The organism is Shinella sp. R2-11 (assembly GCF_055330205.1).
The window spans coordinates 813,625-830,989 of sequence record NZ_JBVAPC010000001.1 but is presented as its reverse complement, the minus strand read 5'-3'; the positions used below and the strand labels follow the sequence as shown (position 1 = coordinate 830,989).

Here is a 17,365-nt window from a genome sequence, read left to right as displayed (position 1 = left end):
TCTGTTTCAGACCCGCCGGAAATTCCGCCGCCTCAACGGTCGATTTCGAAATCCGCGTCGACCTCGACCGCGACACCGTGCGGCAGCGAGCCGACGCCGATGGCGGTCCGGGTATGGCGCCCCCGCTCGCCGAAGATCTCGACGATGAGATCCGAGGCGCCGTTGATGACGGCGGCGTGCGCGCCGAAATCCGGCGCGGCATTGACGAAGCCGCGCACGCGCGAGCAGCCGGCGACGCGGTCGAGATCGCCATCCAGCGCGGCGTGAAGCTGGGCGACAATGTTCAGCGCGCAGACCCGCGCGGCCTCTCTCGCCTCCTCAGGCGAGATCGTATCGCCCACCTTGCCGACGAAGCTCATCTTGCCGTCCACCCGCGGAACCTGACCGGAAACGAGAAGGCTGGAGCCGATCCGCTTCGTCGGAATGTAGGTCGCCGTCGGGGCAGATGCGCCCGGCAGGGTGATGCCCAGGTCTTTCAATCGGTCTGCTACGGAGGCACTCATCTTTTCAATCCTGTTTTCGTTCAGCCGAAGAAGGTCCTGAGGACGACGCTGACGGCGCCCTTGTCGTCGAGGCCGAAAATCACGTCATGCTTGTCGATCGTCGTGCAGGGATGGTTCACCCCGAATTCGATCACGTCGCCAAGCGCCACGGCCGGTTCGGGCACATGCACGAAGGCGTGCTGGTCGTTCAGCCTCATCACCACCGCGCCCTCGCCGAGCACGGCAAGACGCTTTCCGCCGCGCCAAAGGGCGAGTGGCGTCGGAACGCCCTGATCATGGGCGACATCCCGCATCCCCACGCCGCAGATGACATCGTTGGGCCCGTTGGCCGACAGCACCTCCGCCCAGAGCCGCAGTGTCGGTTTGAACGCACCGGCGATGCGGCTGCTGACTTGGGGGCCGAGCAGCCCACGTCCGACGATGGCGCCGAGACGGGCGCGGATCGGCCCATTGTCGCTGAAGAAGCAGGCCCCGCTCCTGAGAAGCAGCGTCGCGCCGCCGTCTTCGTCGAGGATGTCCCGGCAGCGCGTGATCACATGGTCGAACAGGCTCGATCCGCCCATCGACAGGATCAGAGGCATGCCTGCGCCGACAAGCTGCCGCACCGCCTTGAGAGCGTAGGAGACACGGGCGAAGAGATCGTCCAGCGCCGCGGCAAGCTCCGCTTCGACCGGGCGGTTCGCCGTGCCCTCATAGGCGGCGACACCGGCTAGGCTGATCCGCCGCTCCTTCAGGTCGCCGATGGCGGTGAGCAGACGGTCCAGCTCCGCGTTCGAATTCACCCCGCCCCGGCCGCAGCCGACTTCGACCAGCAGCTTGAGCGGCGGCAGGCCCGCATCGTCGCCCCAGGCTTCCGCAAGCCCGGCAACGAGTTCGGCGGAGTCCACGAAGAGATGGATATCCGCCCGCGGAAAGGCGCGGAGCAGGCGGGCCAGCCGCACGGCGGCGTAACGGCCGCCGATCTCGTTGGCGATGAGAAGCTTGCGCAAGCCGCGGCGCAGCATCACCTCGGCCTGCCGCAGGTCCGCGACCGAGACGCCCCAGGCCCCGCTTTCCACCAGGTCTTGCGCCAGAACGGGCGACATCGGCGTTTTCGCATGCGGAGCGATCTCGCAACCGAACGCCCGGCAGACCGCAAACATCGCCGCCTTGTTGTCGACATAGGTCGGCAGGTCGAGCGAGAGGAGCGGCAGGCTCATCGCGCCGTCCGCCGGATGCCACCCCTGCCCTTTTACCGCGGCGGAATCCGTCACGGTCGTGCCGATCGGGATGCCGCGCAAGCCGGGGGACAGTTCAAACCGACCCATCTCCGCAGCCAAGGTCTCGATTGCTTTCATCGCCATGTCCTTCAATCCGCGATGACGTATTGATCGAGACGGTCACGCTCGCGCGTCTCGCCGGGCCGCTCGGCCGGGTTGCCGTAGCCGCCTCCGCCGGGCAGCTCGATTACCAGGCGCCTGCCTTCCGGCACGAACTGGCGGCCCTTGGTCTTCAGCCGCGTGCCGTCGTCGAGATGGACCCGGCCGGCCGCACCGTCATGTCCGCCTTCGCGGCCGCGCGCCGCGTTCTCCACACGGTCGAACATCGCGTTGAAGTAGAACTCATGGCCGTGCGTCGGCGCGATCTCGACCACCTGGCCAAGCCCGCCGCGCTGGCGGCCCTCGCCGCCCGAACCGTCGCGCAGTTCCTTGCGCCAGACGATGATCGGCCCGACATGTTCCGTCGCCTCGACCGACATGCTGTGCACGCCGCTCGGGAAGGCCGTGGCGTTGAGACCGTCGAGCGTCGGCCGTGCGCCGCTGCCGCCGGAATTGAACATCAGGATTTCCGTGCGGTGCAGGTCCAGGCCGTTGGCGACCTTGCCGCCGGACGGACGGGCGCTGAGATGGATGTTCCAGAGCGCACCAGCCCCTTCCGCAGGCACCGTGTCCGGCAGCATCTTGTGCACCGCGCCGAGCACCGTATCCGGCACGAAGTGGCCGAGCACGTGGCGAACCGCGACCGGCGCGGGACGCTGCGCATTGAGGATGCAATTGTCGGGCGCGACGATCCTGAAGGGCTTCAGCGAGGCCGCGTTGTTGGGGATTTCCGGCGCCAGCGAGCATTTCAGGCCATAGGCGGCATAGGCGGTCGTGTAGATCAGCGGCACGTTGATGCCGAGCGGGCTCGGGCCGGAGGTACCGTCGAAATCCGCGATGATCTCGCCCTTGCGCACATCGAGCTTCACCACCATGTCGATCGGCGTGCCGTAGCCGTCGACGCGCATGGTGTTGCGATAGATACCCTGCGGCAGTTCGGCGATGCGATCGACCGTCGCCTGATAGGAATGGTCGAAGATGAATTTCGCCAGATCCTCGATGTCGTCGATCTCGAATTCGGCGAGCATCTCGATGAGGCGCTTGTGGCCGGTTTCGTTGCAGGCAGCCAGCGAATAGAGGTCGCCGACGACCTGGTCGGACTCGCGCACATTGTTGCGCACGATATTGATGAGATCGCGGCTAACCGTGCCCCGTTCGGCGAACTTCATGATCGGGATGAAGATGCCTTCTTCATAGACTTCGTTGGCATCCGGGCCGAAGCCGCGGCCGCCGACATCCACCACATGGGCGGTGCAGGCGAAGAAGCCGATCAGCCTCCCCTTGTGAAAGGAAGGGCTGACCACCGTGAAATCGTGCAGGTGGCCGGTACCTTTCCAGGGGTCGTTGGTGATGTAGACATCGCCCTCGAAAAGGTTGTCGCGGCCGATCGTCTCGATGAAGTGGCCGACGGCCTCGCCCATGGCGTTTACGTGGCCCGGCGTGCCGGTCACTGCCTGCGCGACCATTTCGCCAGCGATGTTGAATACGCCCGCCGAAAGGTCGCCCGCCTCGCGGACCGAGGTGCTGAAGGCCGTGCGCACCAGCGTCAGGGCCTGTTCCTCGACGACGGAAATGAGACGGTTCCACATGATCTGGAGACGCATCTCGGCGATGGCATCGCGCTGCTTCGTCATGGTCGTGTCCTTTACGCGTTCTTGGGCGTTACGAGCAGGCAGCCATCGGGCTGCATGATCGCTTCATAGGAGGAGGAGATGATCGTGGTGGTCTCACGCTCGACGATCGCGGCCGGGCCGGAAACATAGTCCCCGGCGGAAAGCGAGATGCGCTCGACGATGCCGGAAGATAGATATTTTCCGGCGCGCGCATCGAACATATCGCGCTGTGCCGACACCGGGGCCGCCTTGCCCTTCGCCGCCCGCATCACGGGCGCCGCCGAATGGATCGGCGAGCTCGCGCGTAGCGACCAGCTGATGATCTCAGCATCGAGGCCGTCGATCGCGCGGCCGAAATAGGCGGCATAGGCCTCCTCGAAGGCTGCCCGCAACGCCGGGCCGTCTGCATCGCTGTAGGACTTGATGTCGACGACAACGGGGATCTCCCAGCCCTGTCCGACATAGCGGACATAGGCGATGCACTCCATCTCGACCTTCGCATCCGGGTCTGCGGCATGGACGAAGCGCTTGGCCTCGTCCTGTAATTCCTTGAGCACCGCGTTCACCTTGACCGCATCGAACCGGGCGAAGCGGATATAGGCGCTGCGAACGGATTCGAAGGCGATGGGCGCGCGCAGGAAGCCGATGGCCGAGCCGACGCCGGCGCCCGGCGGGATGAGCAGTTCCTTCATGCCGAGCTTCTCGCAAAGGCGCGAGGCATGCAGCGGCGCGGCGCCGCCGAAGGCGATCATGCTGTATTCCGCAAGCTCCTTGCCGTTCTCGACCGCATGCATGCGGGCCGCATTGGCCATGCTTTCATCGACCACCTCGCAGACACCGAAGGCGGCGGCATTGTTGTCGATGGAGAGCTTTTCGCCGACCTCGCGGGCAAAGGCGGCTTCAGAATGTGCTGCGGCGAGCCTGATCGAACCGCCTGCGAAATTGTCGGCATCGAGCCGGCCGAGCAGCAGGTCGGCATCCGTAACAGTCGGCTTGTCGCCGCCGCGGCCGTAGCAGGCCGGGCCTGGCTCGGAGGCGGCGCTGTGCGGCCCGACGCGGATCTGCTTCATGCCGTCGACCGAAGCGATGGAGCCGCCGCCCGCGCCGATCTCGATCATCTCGATGACCGGAATGGAGATCGGCATGCCGCTGCCCTTCTTGAAGCGGTAGGTGCGCGCCACCTCGAAGGTCTTGGCGGTTTTCGGCGTGGCGTCGTCGATCAGGCAGATCTTTGCCGTCGTGCCGCCCATGTCGTAGGAGAGAACGCGGTCGAGGCCGTAGCGCTTGGCGACCTCGGCGGCGAAGATGGCCCCGCCCGCCGGGCCCGACTCCAGCAGGCGCACCGGAAATTCCGCGGCGCTTTCAATGGTGATGATGCCACCGCCCGAATGGATCATGAAGACCGGGCAGTTCGCGCCGGCTTCGCGCAGCTTGTCGACGAGGCGGTTGAGATAGGATGCCATCAGCGGCTTGACATAGGCATTGGCGCAGACGGTGTTGAAGCGCTGGAATTCGCGCATCTGCGGCGAGACCTCGCTGGATAGCGAAATCGACAGGCCGGGGATCGCGGCAAGCAGGATGTCGCGCACCTTCCGCTCGTGCACATCGTTGACATAGGCATGCATCAGGCCGATGGCGACACTCTCATAGCCGCCGTCCCGGATCGTCTCGGCGAGCGCGGCCACCTTCTCGTCATCGAGCGCATGCAGGATCTCTCCCGATGCGCTGACGCGCTCCGCGACGACGAAACGGTCGCGGCGCGGGATCAGTGCCGGCGGCAGGACGATGTTCAGGTCGTACAGCTCGAAGCGGTTCTCGGTGCGCATCTCGATGACATCGCGAAAGCCTTCGGTCGTCACGAAGGCGGTCTTCGCGCCGCGACGTTCTATCAGCGAGTTGGTGGCAAGCGTCGTCCCATGGATGATCGTCCCGACCTCCGAGAAGGGAAGCGCGGCATCTTCGAGAACAATGGTGATGCCCTGGATGATGGCCGCCTCGGGGGCGGCGTAATTCGTCAGGACTTTCGTCGAGAAGATCCTGCCGCGGTATTCCATCGCGACGTCGGTGAACGTCCCGCCGATATCGACGCCTATCCTGGCCTTTTCGCTGTCCATCTATCCATGCCCTGTGCTGGAAAACAAATCCGTTGACACGTTCAGCCGCGGTTCCCGTTTTACTTATGCGTGTATGATCGCTTTGCGGCTAAGATCGTATCTTGAACGTGATAGAGATATGATCACCTGTCAAGAGGATTGTTTTCGATGGTGCAAAAATATAGTCTGCTGACCCAACGGTCCTTCAGCACAATCCCATTGCCGAGGCCGAACGATAACGACAACGGGACGGGAAGACAGGAATGTCGAAAGATATGACGACAAGCGGCGACACGGCAGCCCCACCAGCCGGCACGAAAAAGAACACGCTAACGCTGAAGACGACGCACGCGCTGAGGGAACGGATCCTCGATGACGCGACCAAGGTCGGCGACAAGCTTCCGACGGAAAAGGCGCTGGCTCAGGAATTCGGCGTCAGCCGCACCGTCATTCGCGAGGCCGTCGCGGCCCTTCGCGCCGATGGCCTCCTCGAGGCGAAGCACGGGGTCGGCGTCTTCGTCTCCCAGAAGACCGAAAACGGCGGCGTTTCGGCGGAAGCCGTTGGAAATCTTCATTTTTCAGCGTCCATGCTCGACATTCTCGAATTGCGCATGGCCGTGGAAATCCATGCCGCAGGCCTGGCCGCCGCACGGCGATCCTGGGCGCAGGAAGCAAAGATCTGGGAGGCCGCAAGCCGCTTTCGCGAGGCCCTCGCACAGAACGAACCCACTGAACAGGCCGACTGGACATTCCACCGCGCCATCTCGGAAGCCACCAACAACGAGGCCTTCGTGGAATTCTTCGATCGCCTTGGCCTTGCGATCCTTCCCCGCCGCGCCCTGGAAGGAACGAAACGCGGATCGCTCATCACCCCGCAATATCTCGAAAAGACGGCTGGCGAGCACAATGCGATCTGTGAGGCGATTGCCCGCCAGGACGTCGAGGCGGCGCGCGAAGCCATGAAGAATCATATCGGCAGAAGCCAGATGCGCTACCGCGGCCTCATGGTCCAGGCCGGGAAATCGACGGAGAATGCCGATAACGGCCTTGACGGACAGGGATAAGATATGATGACTATACCGAAGTGATCTTATGACGCTTCGGTTGTGCGAGGAATCCTTCCTCCGGCCCCGGGCCGGATGCCTTGCTGATATCGACCAGGCATAGGACGCGTCCGCTCTCTTGCAGCCGCCGCCCGCAGGGCCAAGGCGATGCTGCATGAGGCGTCTGGAACCTGTGTCCGGCAAGCCGCCGGCGATCAAGGAAGCACGGCCATGTCCTCGAATGCATCTCCCATCGAAACCGACGTCGTGGTCATCGGCCTCGGCGCCATGGGCGCTTCGGCCCTTTACCAGCTTGCCAGGCGCGGCGAGCGCGTGCTCGGCATCGACCGTTTCGTCCCGCCCCATGCCAACGGCTCCAGCCATGGCGGAACACGCGTGACCCGCGAGGCCGTGGGCGAGGGTCCGGCCTATGTGCCGCTCGCCATGCGCTCCCATGAGATCATCGCGGAGCTGGAGGCCGAATTCGGCCGCACCTTCCTCGTGAAATCGGGCACCCTCATCGTCGGCTCGCCGATGACCGGCGCAACGCCGCTTCACGGCGCACAGGACTTTCTGGCCAGCAGCATCGAAATGGCGGAACGCTTCGGCATCGAGCACGAAATCCTCGACGCCGATGCGTTGCGCACGCGCTATCCGCAGTTCCGGAAATTCCGCGATACCGACCGGGGCTATCTGGAGCCGAACGCCGGCTACATGCTGCCGGAAGCACTGATCGAAGCACAGGTCGAGGGCGCTAGGACCCATGGCGCACAAATCCTGACCGACACGACCGTAGAGAAGATCGACCAGATCGACGGCAAGGTCATCGTCGAGACGAGCGGCGGCACGGTCCACGCGAAACGGGCCGTGGTTGCAGCCGGCGCCTGGACGCGCCGCCTGCTCGGCGCGCCCTTCGACAGGCTGCTGACGGTCACGCGCCAGACGATCCACTGGTATGACGCGGACGATTTCACGCCCTTCTCCCCGGAAAACATGCCGGTCTTCATCTGGTTCGTCACCGATCGGCTCGAGGATTATTTCACCGGCTTCCCCGTGACGGATCCCGGCGAAGGCGTGAAGATGGTCGCAAGCCGCGACACGCCCGACTTCGACCACGAACAGGGCACGCCTGCGGCCGAGCGCTGGGAGACGGAAGACTTCTACACCCGGCATGTCGGCCCCAACATGGTGGGCGTCAAGCCCGACATCGTCAACAACGCGACCTGCCTTTACACCAACACGCCCGACAACGGCTTCATCATCGACAACCACCCGGAGATGGACAAGGTCATCGTCGTCTCCGCCTGCTCGGGGCATGGCTTCAAGCATTCGCTCGGCATCGGCGAGGCGGTGGCCGAAGTCATTCACGACGGCAGGAGCAGGATCGACCTCTCGCCCTTCAATCTCGCCCGCTACCTGTAAGGCGACCGCCATGGATAACCTTCAGGACAGAGTGGAAGAAGCAGCGGTGCTGATCCGCGACTTCGTGCTGCGCACGCCTTTGTTGGAGAGCGACACGCTCAACGACGAACTTGGCCTGCGCGTCCTCATCAAGGCCGAATGCCTGCAGAAGACGGGATCGTTCAAAGCCCGCGGCGCGCTGAATTTCGTGCTGCGCCGCCGCACGGCGCGGGATGCGCATTTCGTCGGCTTCTCCTCCGGCAATCACGCGCAGGGGCTCGCCTATGCGGCGCGCATCGTGGGCGCGAAAGCGACCGTGCTGATGCCGGCCTCCGCGCCGGCCCGCAAGATCGCCGGCACGCGTGCCCTCGGCGCGGACGTGGAGATCCTCGCGGATTTCTTCGCCGTCCGGGACCGCCGGGCAGGCGAATTCATCGCGGAAGGCGCGATCTTCGTGCCGCCGTTCGATCATGAGGACATCGTCGCCGGCCAGGGAACGGTCGGGCTGGAAATCGCCGCGCAGGCCGCGAGGCGGAAAATCCGGCCGGACGCCCTCTTCGTTCCGGCAAGCGGCGGCGGCCTTCTCTCCGGCTCGGCGAGCGCGGTCCGGCACGCCTTTCCGCGCTGCCGCATCGTCGCAGTCGAGCCGCGCGGCTTCGACGATTTCGCACGGTCGGTCGCGGCCGGCGAGCGCATGGCCAACGAAGCGGGCGCAGGCACGCTCTGCGACGGCCTCATGTCGCCGCAACCCGGCAAGATGCCCTTCGAGATCGTCAAGACGCTCTCGCCCGATTTCGACACCGTCTCCGACAGCCAGGTGGCGAATGCGGTCCGGACCCTGTTCGAGCGCTTCAATCTGGTCGCAGAGCCGAGCGGAGCGGCGGCATTCGCCTCCATGCTTTCGCAGGCGAAGGCGATGCAGGGAGCGACGGCCGTCGTGGTCGTCTCCGGCGGCAATGTCGATCAAAGCCTCTTCACGCGCCTTCTCGGCGAGCCTTCATCCCACATCTGAAAATGCAAGGAAGACGAACATGCTCTACGATCGCATCCTGTTGACGGGCGCTGCTGGCCTGCTGGGCACCGAATTGCGCAAGCGCCTCGCCCCCAAGGTAAAATTCCTTCGCTCCACCGATATCGCCGCCATGTCCGATCCGGCACCCAACGAGGAGCTGGTCACGGCCGATCTCGGGAATCTCGCCGCGGCCGAAAGCCTCGTGAAGGATATCGACGCCATCGTGCATTTCGGCGGCCTGTCGAAGGATGCGGATTTCGCCTCGATCTGCCGCGTCAACATCGTCGGTTTCCAGAGCCTCTACGAGGCCGCCCGCCTTGCCGGTGTCAAGCGCGTCGTCTTCTCCAGTTCCGTCCATGCGATCGGCTTCTATGACCAGATGCACGTTATCGGGACGGACGTGCCCGCAAGGCCCGATTCCAACTACGGCGTCGCCAAGGCCTTCGGGGAAAACCTCGCTCAGCTCTACTGGGACAAGCACGGTCTCGAAACCGTATCCGTGCGCATCGGCTCGTGCGAGCCGAAGCCGAGCACGCGCCGCCATCTCCTGACGTGGCTCTCCTTCGACGACATGTGGCAGCTCGTCGAGCGCTCGCTGAGCGTACCGCGCGTCGGCCATACGATCATCTACGGCGCCTCCGACAACAGTGCCACCTTCTGGGACAACCGCCTTGCCTCCCATATCGGCTACCGGCCGAAGGACAGCGCGGACGCCTGGCAGTCCGAGATCCATGCCGCCGATCCCCATCCCGGCCGCGAGGACATCGTCAACCGCCTTCAGGGCGGCATCTTCGCCAAGTGACGGAGGCTTTGCAATGAACATCGGATTCATAGGCCTCGGCGTCATGGGCGCGCCGATGGCGGGGCATCTTCTCGATGCGGGCCATACCGTCCACGCCTCGATAAACCGCGCGCCCGCGCCGGCCGGCCTTCTCACCAAGGGCCTGCAGGTTCAGGCAAGCCCGCGTGAGGTCGGCGCGCGCTGCGAGGTGGTCATCGCCATGCTGCCCAACACGCCCGACGTGGAGCGCGTCCTCTTCGAGCAGGGGCTCGCGGAGGCACTCGCCGCCGGCAGCCTCTTCATAGACATGAGCTCCATCGATCCCGTGGCGACGAAGAAATTCGCCGGGAAGCTGCGGGAAAAGGATGTCCTCTATCTCGACGCCCCGGTCTCAGGCGGCGAAGTCGGCGCCAAGAACGCCACGCTCTCCATCATGTGCGGCGGGCCGGCCGAAGCCTTCGAGCGGGCGATGCCCCTGCTGCAGGCCATGGGCAGGAACATCACCCATGTCGGTGCGGAGAATGGCAGCGGCCAGACCTGCAAGATCGCCAACCAGATCGTCGTCGCCCTGACGATCGAGGCCGTCGGCGAGGCCCTCGTCTTCGCGCGGCAATCGGGCTGCGATCCCGCAAAGGTCCGGGAGGCGCTGATGGGCGGCTTTGCCGCGTCCCGCATTCTGGAGGTGCACGGCCAGCGCATGATCGACCGCGCCTTCCAGCCCGGCTTCCGCATCTCCCTCCACGCCAAGGACCTCGATCTCGCCCTGAAGGCGGCCGGCGAGAACGGCATCCCCCTACCCGGCACCGCGCTCTGCCGCCAGTTGCTGGCCTCGGCCAGGGCGAATGGCGACTGGGAGAAGGATCATTCCGCGATCGTGAAATCGCTGGAGCGGCTTGCCGGCGCGGACCCACAATGAGATCGGGAGGCTGACGCCTTGCAGATGGAAAAGCGCCTCACCGCCGGCGGATGAAGGTAGGGCGTGGGATCGTTCCGCTCCATCATCGTGAACGGAACCGGCCGCGCCTTTCATCCAGCACCGTGGACCTCCTCCTCGACCTGGGATCACGAACCGGAACGGCAGAGACCGGCCTTTCCGCCGCGCAAGCGGGAAGGCGAGCGGGCATGCACGACCGCGTAGCTTCGCCTTTCACCGATCACATCGAAAAGGGTGCCTATCAGAATCTACCGGAAGCACGGCTTTCGGCCGACTACGGTAGGCAAATACCGCGCTGACAGCACGCCCGGGGCCCGCGCTGGGCGTACCGGGATATAGACGTCATATGTCGCCATCAATTTTGTTCCTTGAGCATACAGCTTGAGCTTCGCCAATGGCTTCATACCACCCTAATCATCTTGGCAAAGCCTCTGAATACCCGCAGATTTTGCGAGCACACTGGCCCCACATAAAGATATTATCTCTCTTCAAGTTTCCACATAGAGATATGATCACATATTGACTTGCATGGCCTTGCTGGTAATCTCGCGCACAGTATTCAAATCGGAGACACAGAAATGACCCCTCAGGAACTCAAGGCCGCCCTTGGCTCCGGCCTGCTCTCTTTTCCCGTCACGCATTTCGACGCGGAGGGCCGCTTTGCAGAGGAGAGCTACAAGGAGCATGTGGCCTGGCTGGCGAGCTACAAGGCCCCCGTGCTCTTTGCGGCCGGCGGCACCGGCGAGTTCTTTTCCCTGAGGCCGGACGAGATTCCGGGCATCGTCTCCGCCGCCAAGGACGTCGCTGGCAAGACGGCAATCGTTTCCGGCTGCGGCTATGGCACGGAAATCGCGGTCGATATCGCGCGGTCGGTGGAAAAGGTCGGCGCGGACGGCATCCTGCTCCTCCCCCACTATCTGATCGATGCGCCGCAGGAAGGCCTTTACGCGCATATCAAGAAAGTCTGCCAATCGGTCGGCTTTGGCGTCATGGTCTATAACCGCGACAACTCAGTGCTCCAGGCCGATACGCTTGCGCGGCTATGCGACGAGTGCCCGAACCTCATCGGCTTCAAGGACGGCACGGGGGATATCGGCCTCGTGCGCCAGATCACCGCGAAGATGGGCGACAGGTTGATGTATCTCGGCGGCATGCCGACGGCCGAGCTTTTCGCCGAAGCCTATCTCGGCGCGGGCTTCACGACCTACTCGTCGGCCGTGTTCAATTTCGTTCCCGCCCTCGCCAATGAATTCTACGCCGCGCTGCGCGCCGGCGAACGGGCGACCTGCGAACGCATCCTGAAGGACTTCTTCTATCCGTTCATGGCGATCCGCAACCGCGGCAAGGGCTATGCGGTTTCCGCGGTAAAGGCCGGTGTCCGGATTCAGGGCTTCAAAGCCGGGCCGGTCCGTTCGCCCCTGACCGACCTCACCCCGGACGAGGTCGGCATGATGGAAGCGCTCATCGCATCCTATCGCCGCTGATGCGCGCATCGGCGTCCGGCACGAGCCGAACGCCGCCCTCTCCCTGCGGCAGCCCCATCCTGCTTGATAGTGAGAGAACCACAGCGGAACGATCGAAGGAGAAGGCAATGAAACCGAACAGGCTGAAACGGATCTGGACCGAGGGGCGGTGCGCGCTCAACGGATGGCTCTCGATACCGAATGCCTTTTCCGCGGAGATCATGGCCGAACAGGGCTATGACAGCATCGGGATAGACCTCCAGCACGGGATCATTGATTATCAGGCCGCCGTCGGCATGCTTCAGGCGATGCGGGCGAGCGACGTCGTGCCGATCGTCCGCGTGCCGTGGCTCGACCCTGCCCACATCATGAAGGCGCTCGATGCTGGGGCTTACGGCATCATCTGCCCGATGATCAACAACCGGTCCGAGGCCGAGCGTCTCGTGTCCTATGTGAAATACCCGCCGGCAGGCGTGCGGAGCTACGGTCCCTCGCGCACCGTCTTCTCCGCCGGGGACAATTACTTCGTCGAATCCGAGGAGCAGATCATCTGCTTCGCCATGATCGAGACGGCCGAGGCCGTGGACAATCTGGCCGAGATCGTCGGCACGCCCGGCCTCGACGGCGTCTATATCGGGCCGGCGGATTTGACGATCGGGTTGACGGGCAAGACATATCCCCCGGGTTTCGACCGCGAGGAACCGGAGATCGTCGATGCGATCCACCGCATCCTCGATGCGGCCCATGCGGCCGGCATCAAGGCCGCCCTCCATTGCGGCACGCCGGCCTACGCGGCCAAGGCAGCCGGCTGGGGCTTCGATCTCGTCACCGTCTCCAACGACGTGCGCCTGCTTGCGGGAGCGGCCAAGGCGAATGTCACCGCATTCCGAAGCCTCATGAAGGAAGAAGGAAGCCATGCGACGAGCTCGAGGCACGGATATTGACAAGATATTGGATAGCCTCGTGGCTACCGGAGTAGATGCTTAACGCCCGAAGCGGGCCCGCTTGTCTTTCTGCTCTGAACACGTAGCCAACAACTTGGCTCGCACCTTATCCCTTTCACGCTAGCCCCCCTGCGGCGACATGGGAACGCGGCGGAAGAGCGCGCGGGTGCGTGCCGCCTGGAGCGGGCCCAGCGGGGCATTGGCCGCCGCGCAGAGATAGAGCTTTTCCGAAAGACGGCGATTTTCCAGCTTAGCGAAGCGGAAGCGGCCCTCGGCGACGCCGGCCGCCGCATCCAGCCAGGTCAGGAAGCTGATGCCCTTGCCCGCCGCGACATATTCCATGATGAGGGCGATGGAATTGCTGCGCAGCGCGATGCGCGGCTCGGCGTGGATGCGGTAGACCTCCGCGTCGAGCCGCGGCCAGACCGAGAGGCTGGTATCCGGCAGGCAGAGCGGACGGCCGAGGCAGCTTTCGATGCGGAACGGCGGCTCACCCGACGGCGCCAGCGCCGCCGCATAGACCACGCCGAGATCGTAGCTCCGCTCGTCATAGACGCGGAGCTCCGGCAGGCGCGGCACGTTGAAGGCGAGCAGCGCGTCGATCTCGTTGCGGCAGAGCTGGCCGACCAGCGTGCCGGTGTCCCCCACGGAGACCTTCAGCGCGGACAATCCCGTCTCCGCCTCCAGCCCCGGAAGGATATAGGGCACCAGGCATTCCATGACACCAAGCCGCAGCGTCCCGGCCCCGTCACCGCCGCTCTGCTGCAGGGCGGCGCGGAGCGCGCTTTCGTCGTCCAGCCAGCGCTCGGCCTGGGTCAGCAGCACCTGCCCTTGCTCCGTCAGTTGCACACCCTGCGGCATGCGGACGAAGAGGCGTGCGCCAAATGTCTGTTCGAGGATCTGCATCTGGCGGCTGAGGGCGGAGGCGGAGAGGTTCAGCTTTTCCGCCGCGCGGCGGATCGAGCGCTCGCGCGCCACTTCCACGAAGGTGAAGAACTCCCGCGAGAATGCCGACACAGCCGCCTCCCTGTGCAGTTTTTTCGCACACTATGCGCAATTCATTCTAATTGGCGCAAGCCCCCTTCTCGCGCACTCTGAATGCGGGAGTTTCACGCGTTGAGGAGGAGTGACGCATGCTCGACAGACAGAATAGGGGACAGGCAACGGAGATCGATCTTCGCAATCTGCGCGAGACGATGAAGATCGCGGAGGAAAGCCGGGCGGCGGGCAACCATCCGTTCGGCGCCTTGCTGGCAGGGCCGGACGGCGCGGTGCTGCTCACCTCCGGCAACACGTTCAAGGACGACAAGGGCGTCGGCCATGCCGAGATGAACGTCGCGCGCGACGCTGCAAGGACCTATTCGGCGGAATTCCTCGCCGAATGCACGCTCGTCACCTCGGTGGAGCCGTGCTGCATGTGCGCGGGCGGCACCTACTGGGCCGGCATAGGCCGCCTCGTCTACGGCATGACGGAAAAGCGCCTGGCGGAACTGACCGGCGACAACCCGGAAAACCTGACCATGGACATGCCCTGCGAGCACATTTTCGACGCCGGGCAGCGCAAGGTGGAGGTCGTCGGGCCCGTCCCCGCTCTCGAAGGGGAGATCGCGAAAGCGCATGAGGGCTTCTGGTGAAAACCGGAAGCCGCCGTCCTTTCCCTTCCCTTCAGGAGTTCAGCCCATGTCCCGACAAGCGGACCATGGCGCGGCTGCGGCCGGCGCCAACCAGACTGCACGACACGTCCATCCCGTCGACGAGATCCTGCCGCCCGCCCGCATGGCGGTGCTCGCGCTCCAGCACGTGCTCGTCATGTATACCGGTGCCATCGCCGTTCCCTTCATCATCGGCAGCGCGCTCAGCCTCACGCAGGCCCAGATCGCCTATCTCATCCAGGCGGACCTCATCACCTGCGGCCTCGCCACGCTGATCCAGACCGTCGGCTTCTGGCGCTTCGGCGTGCGCATGCCCTTGATGCAGGGCATCACCTTCGCCGCGATCTCGCCGGTCATCGCCATCGGAAGCAATCCGGCGATCCTCGAAGCCGGGCCGAATGCCGGCCTGCAGGCGGTCTATGGCGCCGTGATCGCGGCGGGGCTCTTTGCCATCTTCATGGCGCCGCTTGGCCGCTACATCGTGCGGGCCTTTCCGCCGGTCGTCGTCGGTGCGGTGCTGACGGTCATGGGGCTCAGCCTCCTGCCGGTCGCGATCCAGTATGCCGCCGGCGGTTTCGTGCCCGACGCGGGCAAGCCGGCCTATATCGGCCTTGCCTTTCTCGTGCTTGCCGTCATCGTTCTATTGAACGTGTTCGGCCGCGGCTTCATCAAGAATATCTCGGTCTTCGTCGGGCTGGTCGTCGGCGTCGTCTTCGCCGCCGTTCTCGGCATGCTGGATTTCAGCGCGGTCAAGGATGCGGCGCCGCTGGCGATCGTCACGCCCTTCCACTTCGGCCTGCCGACCTTCCATCTCGTGCCCGTCCTGACCATGTGCCTGGTGGTCGCGATCACCTGGGTCGAATCCGTCGGCGACACGATCGTCGTCGGCGAGATGGTCGGCCGTCCCGCAACGGAACGGACCATCGCCGACCTGCTGCGGGCTGACGGGCTTTCGACGATGCTCGGCGGCATCCTCAACTCGTTCCCCTACACGGCCTTTTCCGAGAACGTGGCGCTGGTGAACATCACGGGCGTTCGCAGCCGCTGGACGGTGGCGCTGGCGGGCGGGTTCCTCATCGTGCTCGGCCTCTCGCCGGTGCTGGCCACGGCCATCGCCTCGCTGCCCAAGCCTGTGGTCGGCGGCGCCGGGTTCGTGATGTTCGGCACGCTGGTCGTCGTCGGCATGAAGACCCTGCAGAAGATCGACTTCGACACGACCTTCAACAACTTCATGGTCGTGGGGCTGAGCGTCGCCATGGCGATGATTACCATCGTCAAGCCCGACTTCTTCCAGTTCATGCCGGAATGGTCGCAGGTGGTCTTCCACTCCCCTGTCATCATGGGGGCCGTCACCGCCATCGTCATGAACGCCGCCCTCAACGGGCTGCGCATGCAGGGACAGGTCGCCATGGCCCACTAGGCTCTCTCCCCCGGAGCCGATGTGGCGCCTGTTGAGGGCCGAGGCCGAGAGGTCCCGGCCCTCAAGCCGTCTTTCACCGGCACTCAAGGCGAGGGTTTCGTCGATTGAAGGTCAGGCGGATGGTGTGCGGAAAAAGCGGTATTCCGTTTCCTGCACGCGGATCTCGCCGGGCCTCAGCACCGCATCCGGGAACCCGGGCCGGTTGACGGCATCCGGCCAGACCTGCGTTTCCAGGCATAATCCGGCGGCCGGCCCATAAACCTCTCCTTCCAGACCCGGAACAGGGCATCGAAGCATTGGGGCGGTGAAGAACTGCACGCCCGGTTCAGTCGTCGCGACCTCCATCCGCAGGCCGGTGGGTGCGGAGACCCAGGCGATGGGGCGCAGAGGCATGCGATCGGGCGAAAGGCAGAAATTGTGGTCGAACCCGCCGTCCAGTTCCTTGAGCCGCTCGCCAAGCAGGGTATCCGCGCGCAGGTCGAAGGGCGTGCCGGCGACGGCCTGCGGCGCGCCGAGGGGGATCTTGCTGCCATCGACGGGCAGATAGGCATCCGCGGCGATGCAGACGGTGTGATCCCGGATGTCCGGCCCGCGCCCGAGATTGAAATAGCCGTGGTGGCACAGATTGACCGGGCACGGCGCGTCGCTCCGGCTCTCGTAGCGGATGGCGAGCACACCCGCCTCCGACACGCGGATCGTGCAGGTCGTCTCGACTGCGCCGGGAAAGCCGGCATTGCCGGCCGGATCGCGGATCCAGAGTTCGACATGGTCGGGCGTCAGCGCGCGGATCGCCCAGGGCGACCGGCCCATGCCGGCGCTGCCGCCATGGATATGGTTCACGCCGCCGGGCTCGTTGCGCTCCAGTTCGTAGGCCTTGCCGTCGAGGACGAAGCGGCCGCCGGCAATGCGGTTTGCGCAGCGGCCCGGCGATGCGCCGAAATTGCGGGAATGGGCGAGGTAATCCTCCATGCTGTCAAGGCCAAGCACCAGCGGCCGCCCATGCCTCTCGAAACGAAGGTCCCTGACGACGGCGCCATAGGTCAGGATCTCGGCCCGGAGCGCGCCCCGGCCGATCCTGACAGCTTCGACGGCCCGGCCGTCGGGAAGACGGCCGAAGAGCGAGGGCCCTTGTTCCTGCGGGATCATGG

At 64.8% G+C, this 17,365-nt stretch carries 15 protein-coding genes; 9 read left to right on the top strand and 6 right to left on the bottom strand.

All coding sequences use genetic code 11. The features are described 5' to 3' along the window. Positions 1-32 precede the first annotated feature (32 nt). Genes ACZ1A1_RS03895 through ACZ1A1_RS03880 form a run of 4 tightly spaced genes read right to left on the bottom strand, consistent with a single transcriptional unit; the run spans position 33 to position 5,588 of the window. Positions 33-503, bottom strand: a complete 471-nt coding sequence (locus ACZ1A1_RS03895; RefSeq protein ID WP_463618851.1) for a RidA family protein — start codon at positions 501-503, stop codon at positions 33-35. Positions 504-523: 20 nt separating this feature from the next. Further along, positions 524-1,846, bottom strand: coding sequence for an alanine racemase (locus ACZ1A1_RS03890; protein WP_463618850.1), 1,323 nt, complete (start codon positions 1,844-1,846; stop codon positions 524-526). Between the two features lie 5 nt (positions 1,847-1,851). Beyond that, positions 1,852-3,495, bottom strand: a complete 1,644-nt coding sequence (locus ACZ1A1_RS03885) for a hydantoinase B/oxoprolinase family protein (RefSeq protein WP_463618849.1) — start codon at positions 3,493-3,495, stop codon at positions 1,852-1,854. Between the two features lie 11 nt (positions 3,496-3,506). Then, positions 3,507-5,588 carry a hydantoinase/oxoprolinase family protein gene (locus ACZ1A1_RS03880; protein ID WP_463618848.1) on the bottom strand — a complete coding sequence of 694 codons (2,082 nt, stop codon included), beginning with the start codon at positions 5,586-5,588 and terminating at the stop codon, positions 3,507-3,509. 242 nt (positions 5,589-5,830) lie between these two features. Between ACZ1A1_RS03880 and ACZ1A1_RS03875 the strand changes: the two genes are divergently transcribed. The 7 genes from ACZ1A1_RS03875 to ACZ1A1_RS03845 all read left to right on the top strand — a co-directional run bounded on the left by ACZ1A1_RS03875 (position 5,831) and on the right by ACZ1A1_RS03845 (position 13,145). After that, positions 5,831-6,631 (top strand): FadR/GntR family transcriptional regulator, encoded by an 801-nt coding sequence (locus ACZ1A1_RS03875; protein WP_463618847.1) that lies wholly within the window; start codon positions 5,831-5,833, stop codon positions 6,629-6,631. Between the two features lie 210 nt (positions 6,632-6,841). Then, on the top strand, positions 6,842-8,032 hold the full coding sequence (solA, locus tag ACZ1A1_RS03870) for an N-methyl-L-tryptophan oxidase (RefSeq protein ID WP_463618846.1): 1,191 nt from the start codon (positions 6,842-6,844) through the stop codon (positions 8,030-8,032). 10 nt (positions 8,033-8,042) lie between these two features. Next, entirely contained in the window at positions 8,043-9,023 is a 981-nt protein-coding gene (locus ACZ1A1_RS03865) for a threonine ammonia-lyase (protein ID WP_463618845.1), read from the top strand. Between the two features lie 19 nt (positions 9,024-9,042). After that, a complete protein-coding gene (locus ACZ1A1_RS03860; RefSeq protein ID WP_463618844.1) occupies positions 9,043-9,825 on the top strand; it encodes an NAD-dependent epimerase/dehydratase family protein in 783 nt (260 codons plus the stop codon). A 13-nt stretch (positions 9,826-9,838) separates the two neighbouring features. After that, positions 9,839-10,720 carry a 2-hydroxy-3-oxopropionate reductase gene (locus ACZ1A1_RS03855; protein WP_463618843.1) on the top strand — a complete coding sequence of 294 codons (882 nt, stop codon included), beginning with the start codon at positions 9,839-9,841 and terminating at the stop codon, positions 10,718-10,720. Positions 10,721-11,316: 596 nt separating this feature from the next. Next, the gene (gene kdgD / locus ACZ1A1_RS03850; protein WP_463618842.1) at positions 11,317-12,222 is read left to right on the top strand and encodes a 5-dehydro-4-deoxyglucarate dehydratase; all 906 of its coding nucleotides are present in this window, start codon (positions 11,317-11,319) and stop codon (positions 12,220-12,222) included. A 107-nt stretch (positions 12,223-12,329) separates the two neighbouring features. Continuing rightward, on the top strand, positions 12,330-13,145 hold the full coding sequence (locus ACZ1A1_RS03845) for an HpcH/HpaI aldolase family protein (protein WP_463618841.1): 816 nt from the start codon (positions 12,330-12,332) through the stop codon (positions 13,143-13,145). 120 nt (positions 13,146-13,265) lie between these two features. Here the strand turns inward: ACZ1A1_RS03845 and ACZ1A1_RS03840 are convergent, their stop codons facing one another. Continuing rightward, complete coding sequence (locus ACZ1A1_RS03840; protein WP_463618840.1) at positions 13,266-14,162, bottom strand: LysR family transcriptional regulator; 897 nt, start codon at positions 14,160-14,162, stop codon at positions 13,266-13,268. A 116-nt stretch (positions 14,163-14,278) separates the two neighbouring features. On the opposite strand from ACZ1A1_RS03840, the gene ACZ1A1_RS03835 reads away from it, so the two are divergent. Together ACZ1A1_RS03835 and ACZ1A1_RS03830 are read left to right on the top strand one after the other, a co-directional pair. Beyond that, positions 14,279-14,779 (top strand): nucleoside deaminase, encoded by a 501-nt coding sequence (locus ACZ1A1_RS03835; RefSeq protein ID WP_463618839.1) that lies wholly within the window; start codon positions 14,279-14,281, stop codon positions 14,777-14,779. A gap of 46 nt (positions 14,780-14,825) precedes the next feature. After that, entirely contained in the window at positions 14,826-16,217 is a 1,392-nt protein-coding gene (locus ACZ1A1_RS03830; RefSeq protein WP_463618838.1) for a nucleobase:cation symporter-2 family protein, read from the top strand. 111 nt (positions 16,218-16,328) lie between these two features. On the opposite strand, the gene ACZ1A1_RS03825 is transcribed toward ACZ1A1_RS03830, so the two are convergent. Further along, a complete protein-coding gene (locus ACZ1A1_RS03825; RefSeq protein ID WP_463618837.1) occupies positions 16,329-17,363 on the bottom strand; it encodes an aldose epimerase family protein in 1,035 nt (344 codons plus the stop codon). Between the last annotated feature and the right edge of the window lie 2 nt (positions 17,364-17,365).

Excerpts from the sequence above, each read along its gene's own strand:
- ACZ1A1_RS03885 (WP_463618849.1), bottom strand. The coding sequence starts at position 3,495 with ATGACGAAGCAGCGCGATGCCATCGCCGAGATGCGTCTCCAGATCATG.
- ACZ1A1_RS03860 (WP_463618844.1), top strand. The coding sequence starts at position 9,043 with ATGCTCTACGATCGCATCCTGTTGACGGGCGCTGCTGGCCTGCTGGGC.
- ACZ1A1_RS03825 (WP_463618837.1), bottom strand. The coding sequence starts at position 17,363 with ATGATCCCGCAGGAACAAGGGCCCTCGCTCTTCGGCCGTCTTCCCGAC.
- ACZ1A1_RS03845 (WP_463618841.1), top strand. The coding sequence starts at position 12,330 with ATGAAACCGAACAGGCTGAAACGGATCTGGACCGAGGGGCGGTGCGCG.
- ACZ1A1_RS03890 (WP_463618850.1), bottom strand. The coding sequence starts at position 1,846 with ATGGCGATGAAAGCAATCGAGACCTTGGCTGCGGAGATGGGTCGGTTT.
- ACZ1A1_RS03830 (WP_463618838.1), top strand. The coding sequence starts at position 14,826 with ATGTCCCGACAAGCGGACCATGGCGCGGCTGCGGCCGGCGCCAACCAG.
- ACZ1A1_RS03835 (WP_463618839.1), top strand. The coding sequence starts at position 14,279 with ATGCTCGACAGACAGAATAGGGGACAGGCAACGGAGATCGATCTTCGC.
- ACZ1A1_RS03875 (WP_463618847.1), top strand. The coding sequence starts at position 5,831 with ATGTCGAAAGATATGACGACAAGCGGCGACACGGCAGCCCCACCAGCC.
- solA (WP_463618846.1), top strand. The coding sequence starts at position 6,842 with ATGTCCTCGAATGCATCTCCCATCGAAACCGACGTCGTGGTCATCGGC.
- ACZ1A1_RS03865 (WP_463618845.1), top strand. The coding sequence starts at position 8,043 with ATGGATAACCTTCAGGACAGAGTGGAAGAAGCAGCGGTGCTGATCCGC.
- kdgD (WP_463618842.1), top strand. The coding sequence starts at position 11,317 with ATGACCCCTCAGGAACTCAAGGCCGCCCTTGGCTCCGGCCTGCTCTCT.
- ACZ1A1_RS03895 (WP_463618851.1), bottom strand. The coding sequence starts at position 503 with ATGAGTGCCTCCGTAGCAGACCGATTGAAAGACCTGGGCATCACCCTG.
- ACZ1A1_RS03880 (WP_463618848.1), bottom strand. The coding sequence starts at position 5,588 with ATGGACAGCGAAAAGGCCAGGATAGGCGTCGATATCGGCGGGACGTTC.
- ACZ1A1_RS03855 (WP_463618843.1), top strand. The coding sequence starts at position 9,839 with ATGAACATCGGATTCATAGGCCTCGGCGTCATGGGCGCGCCGATGGCG.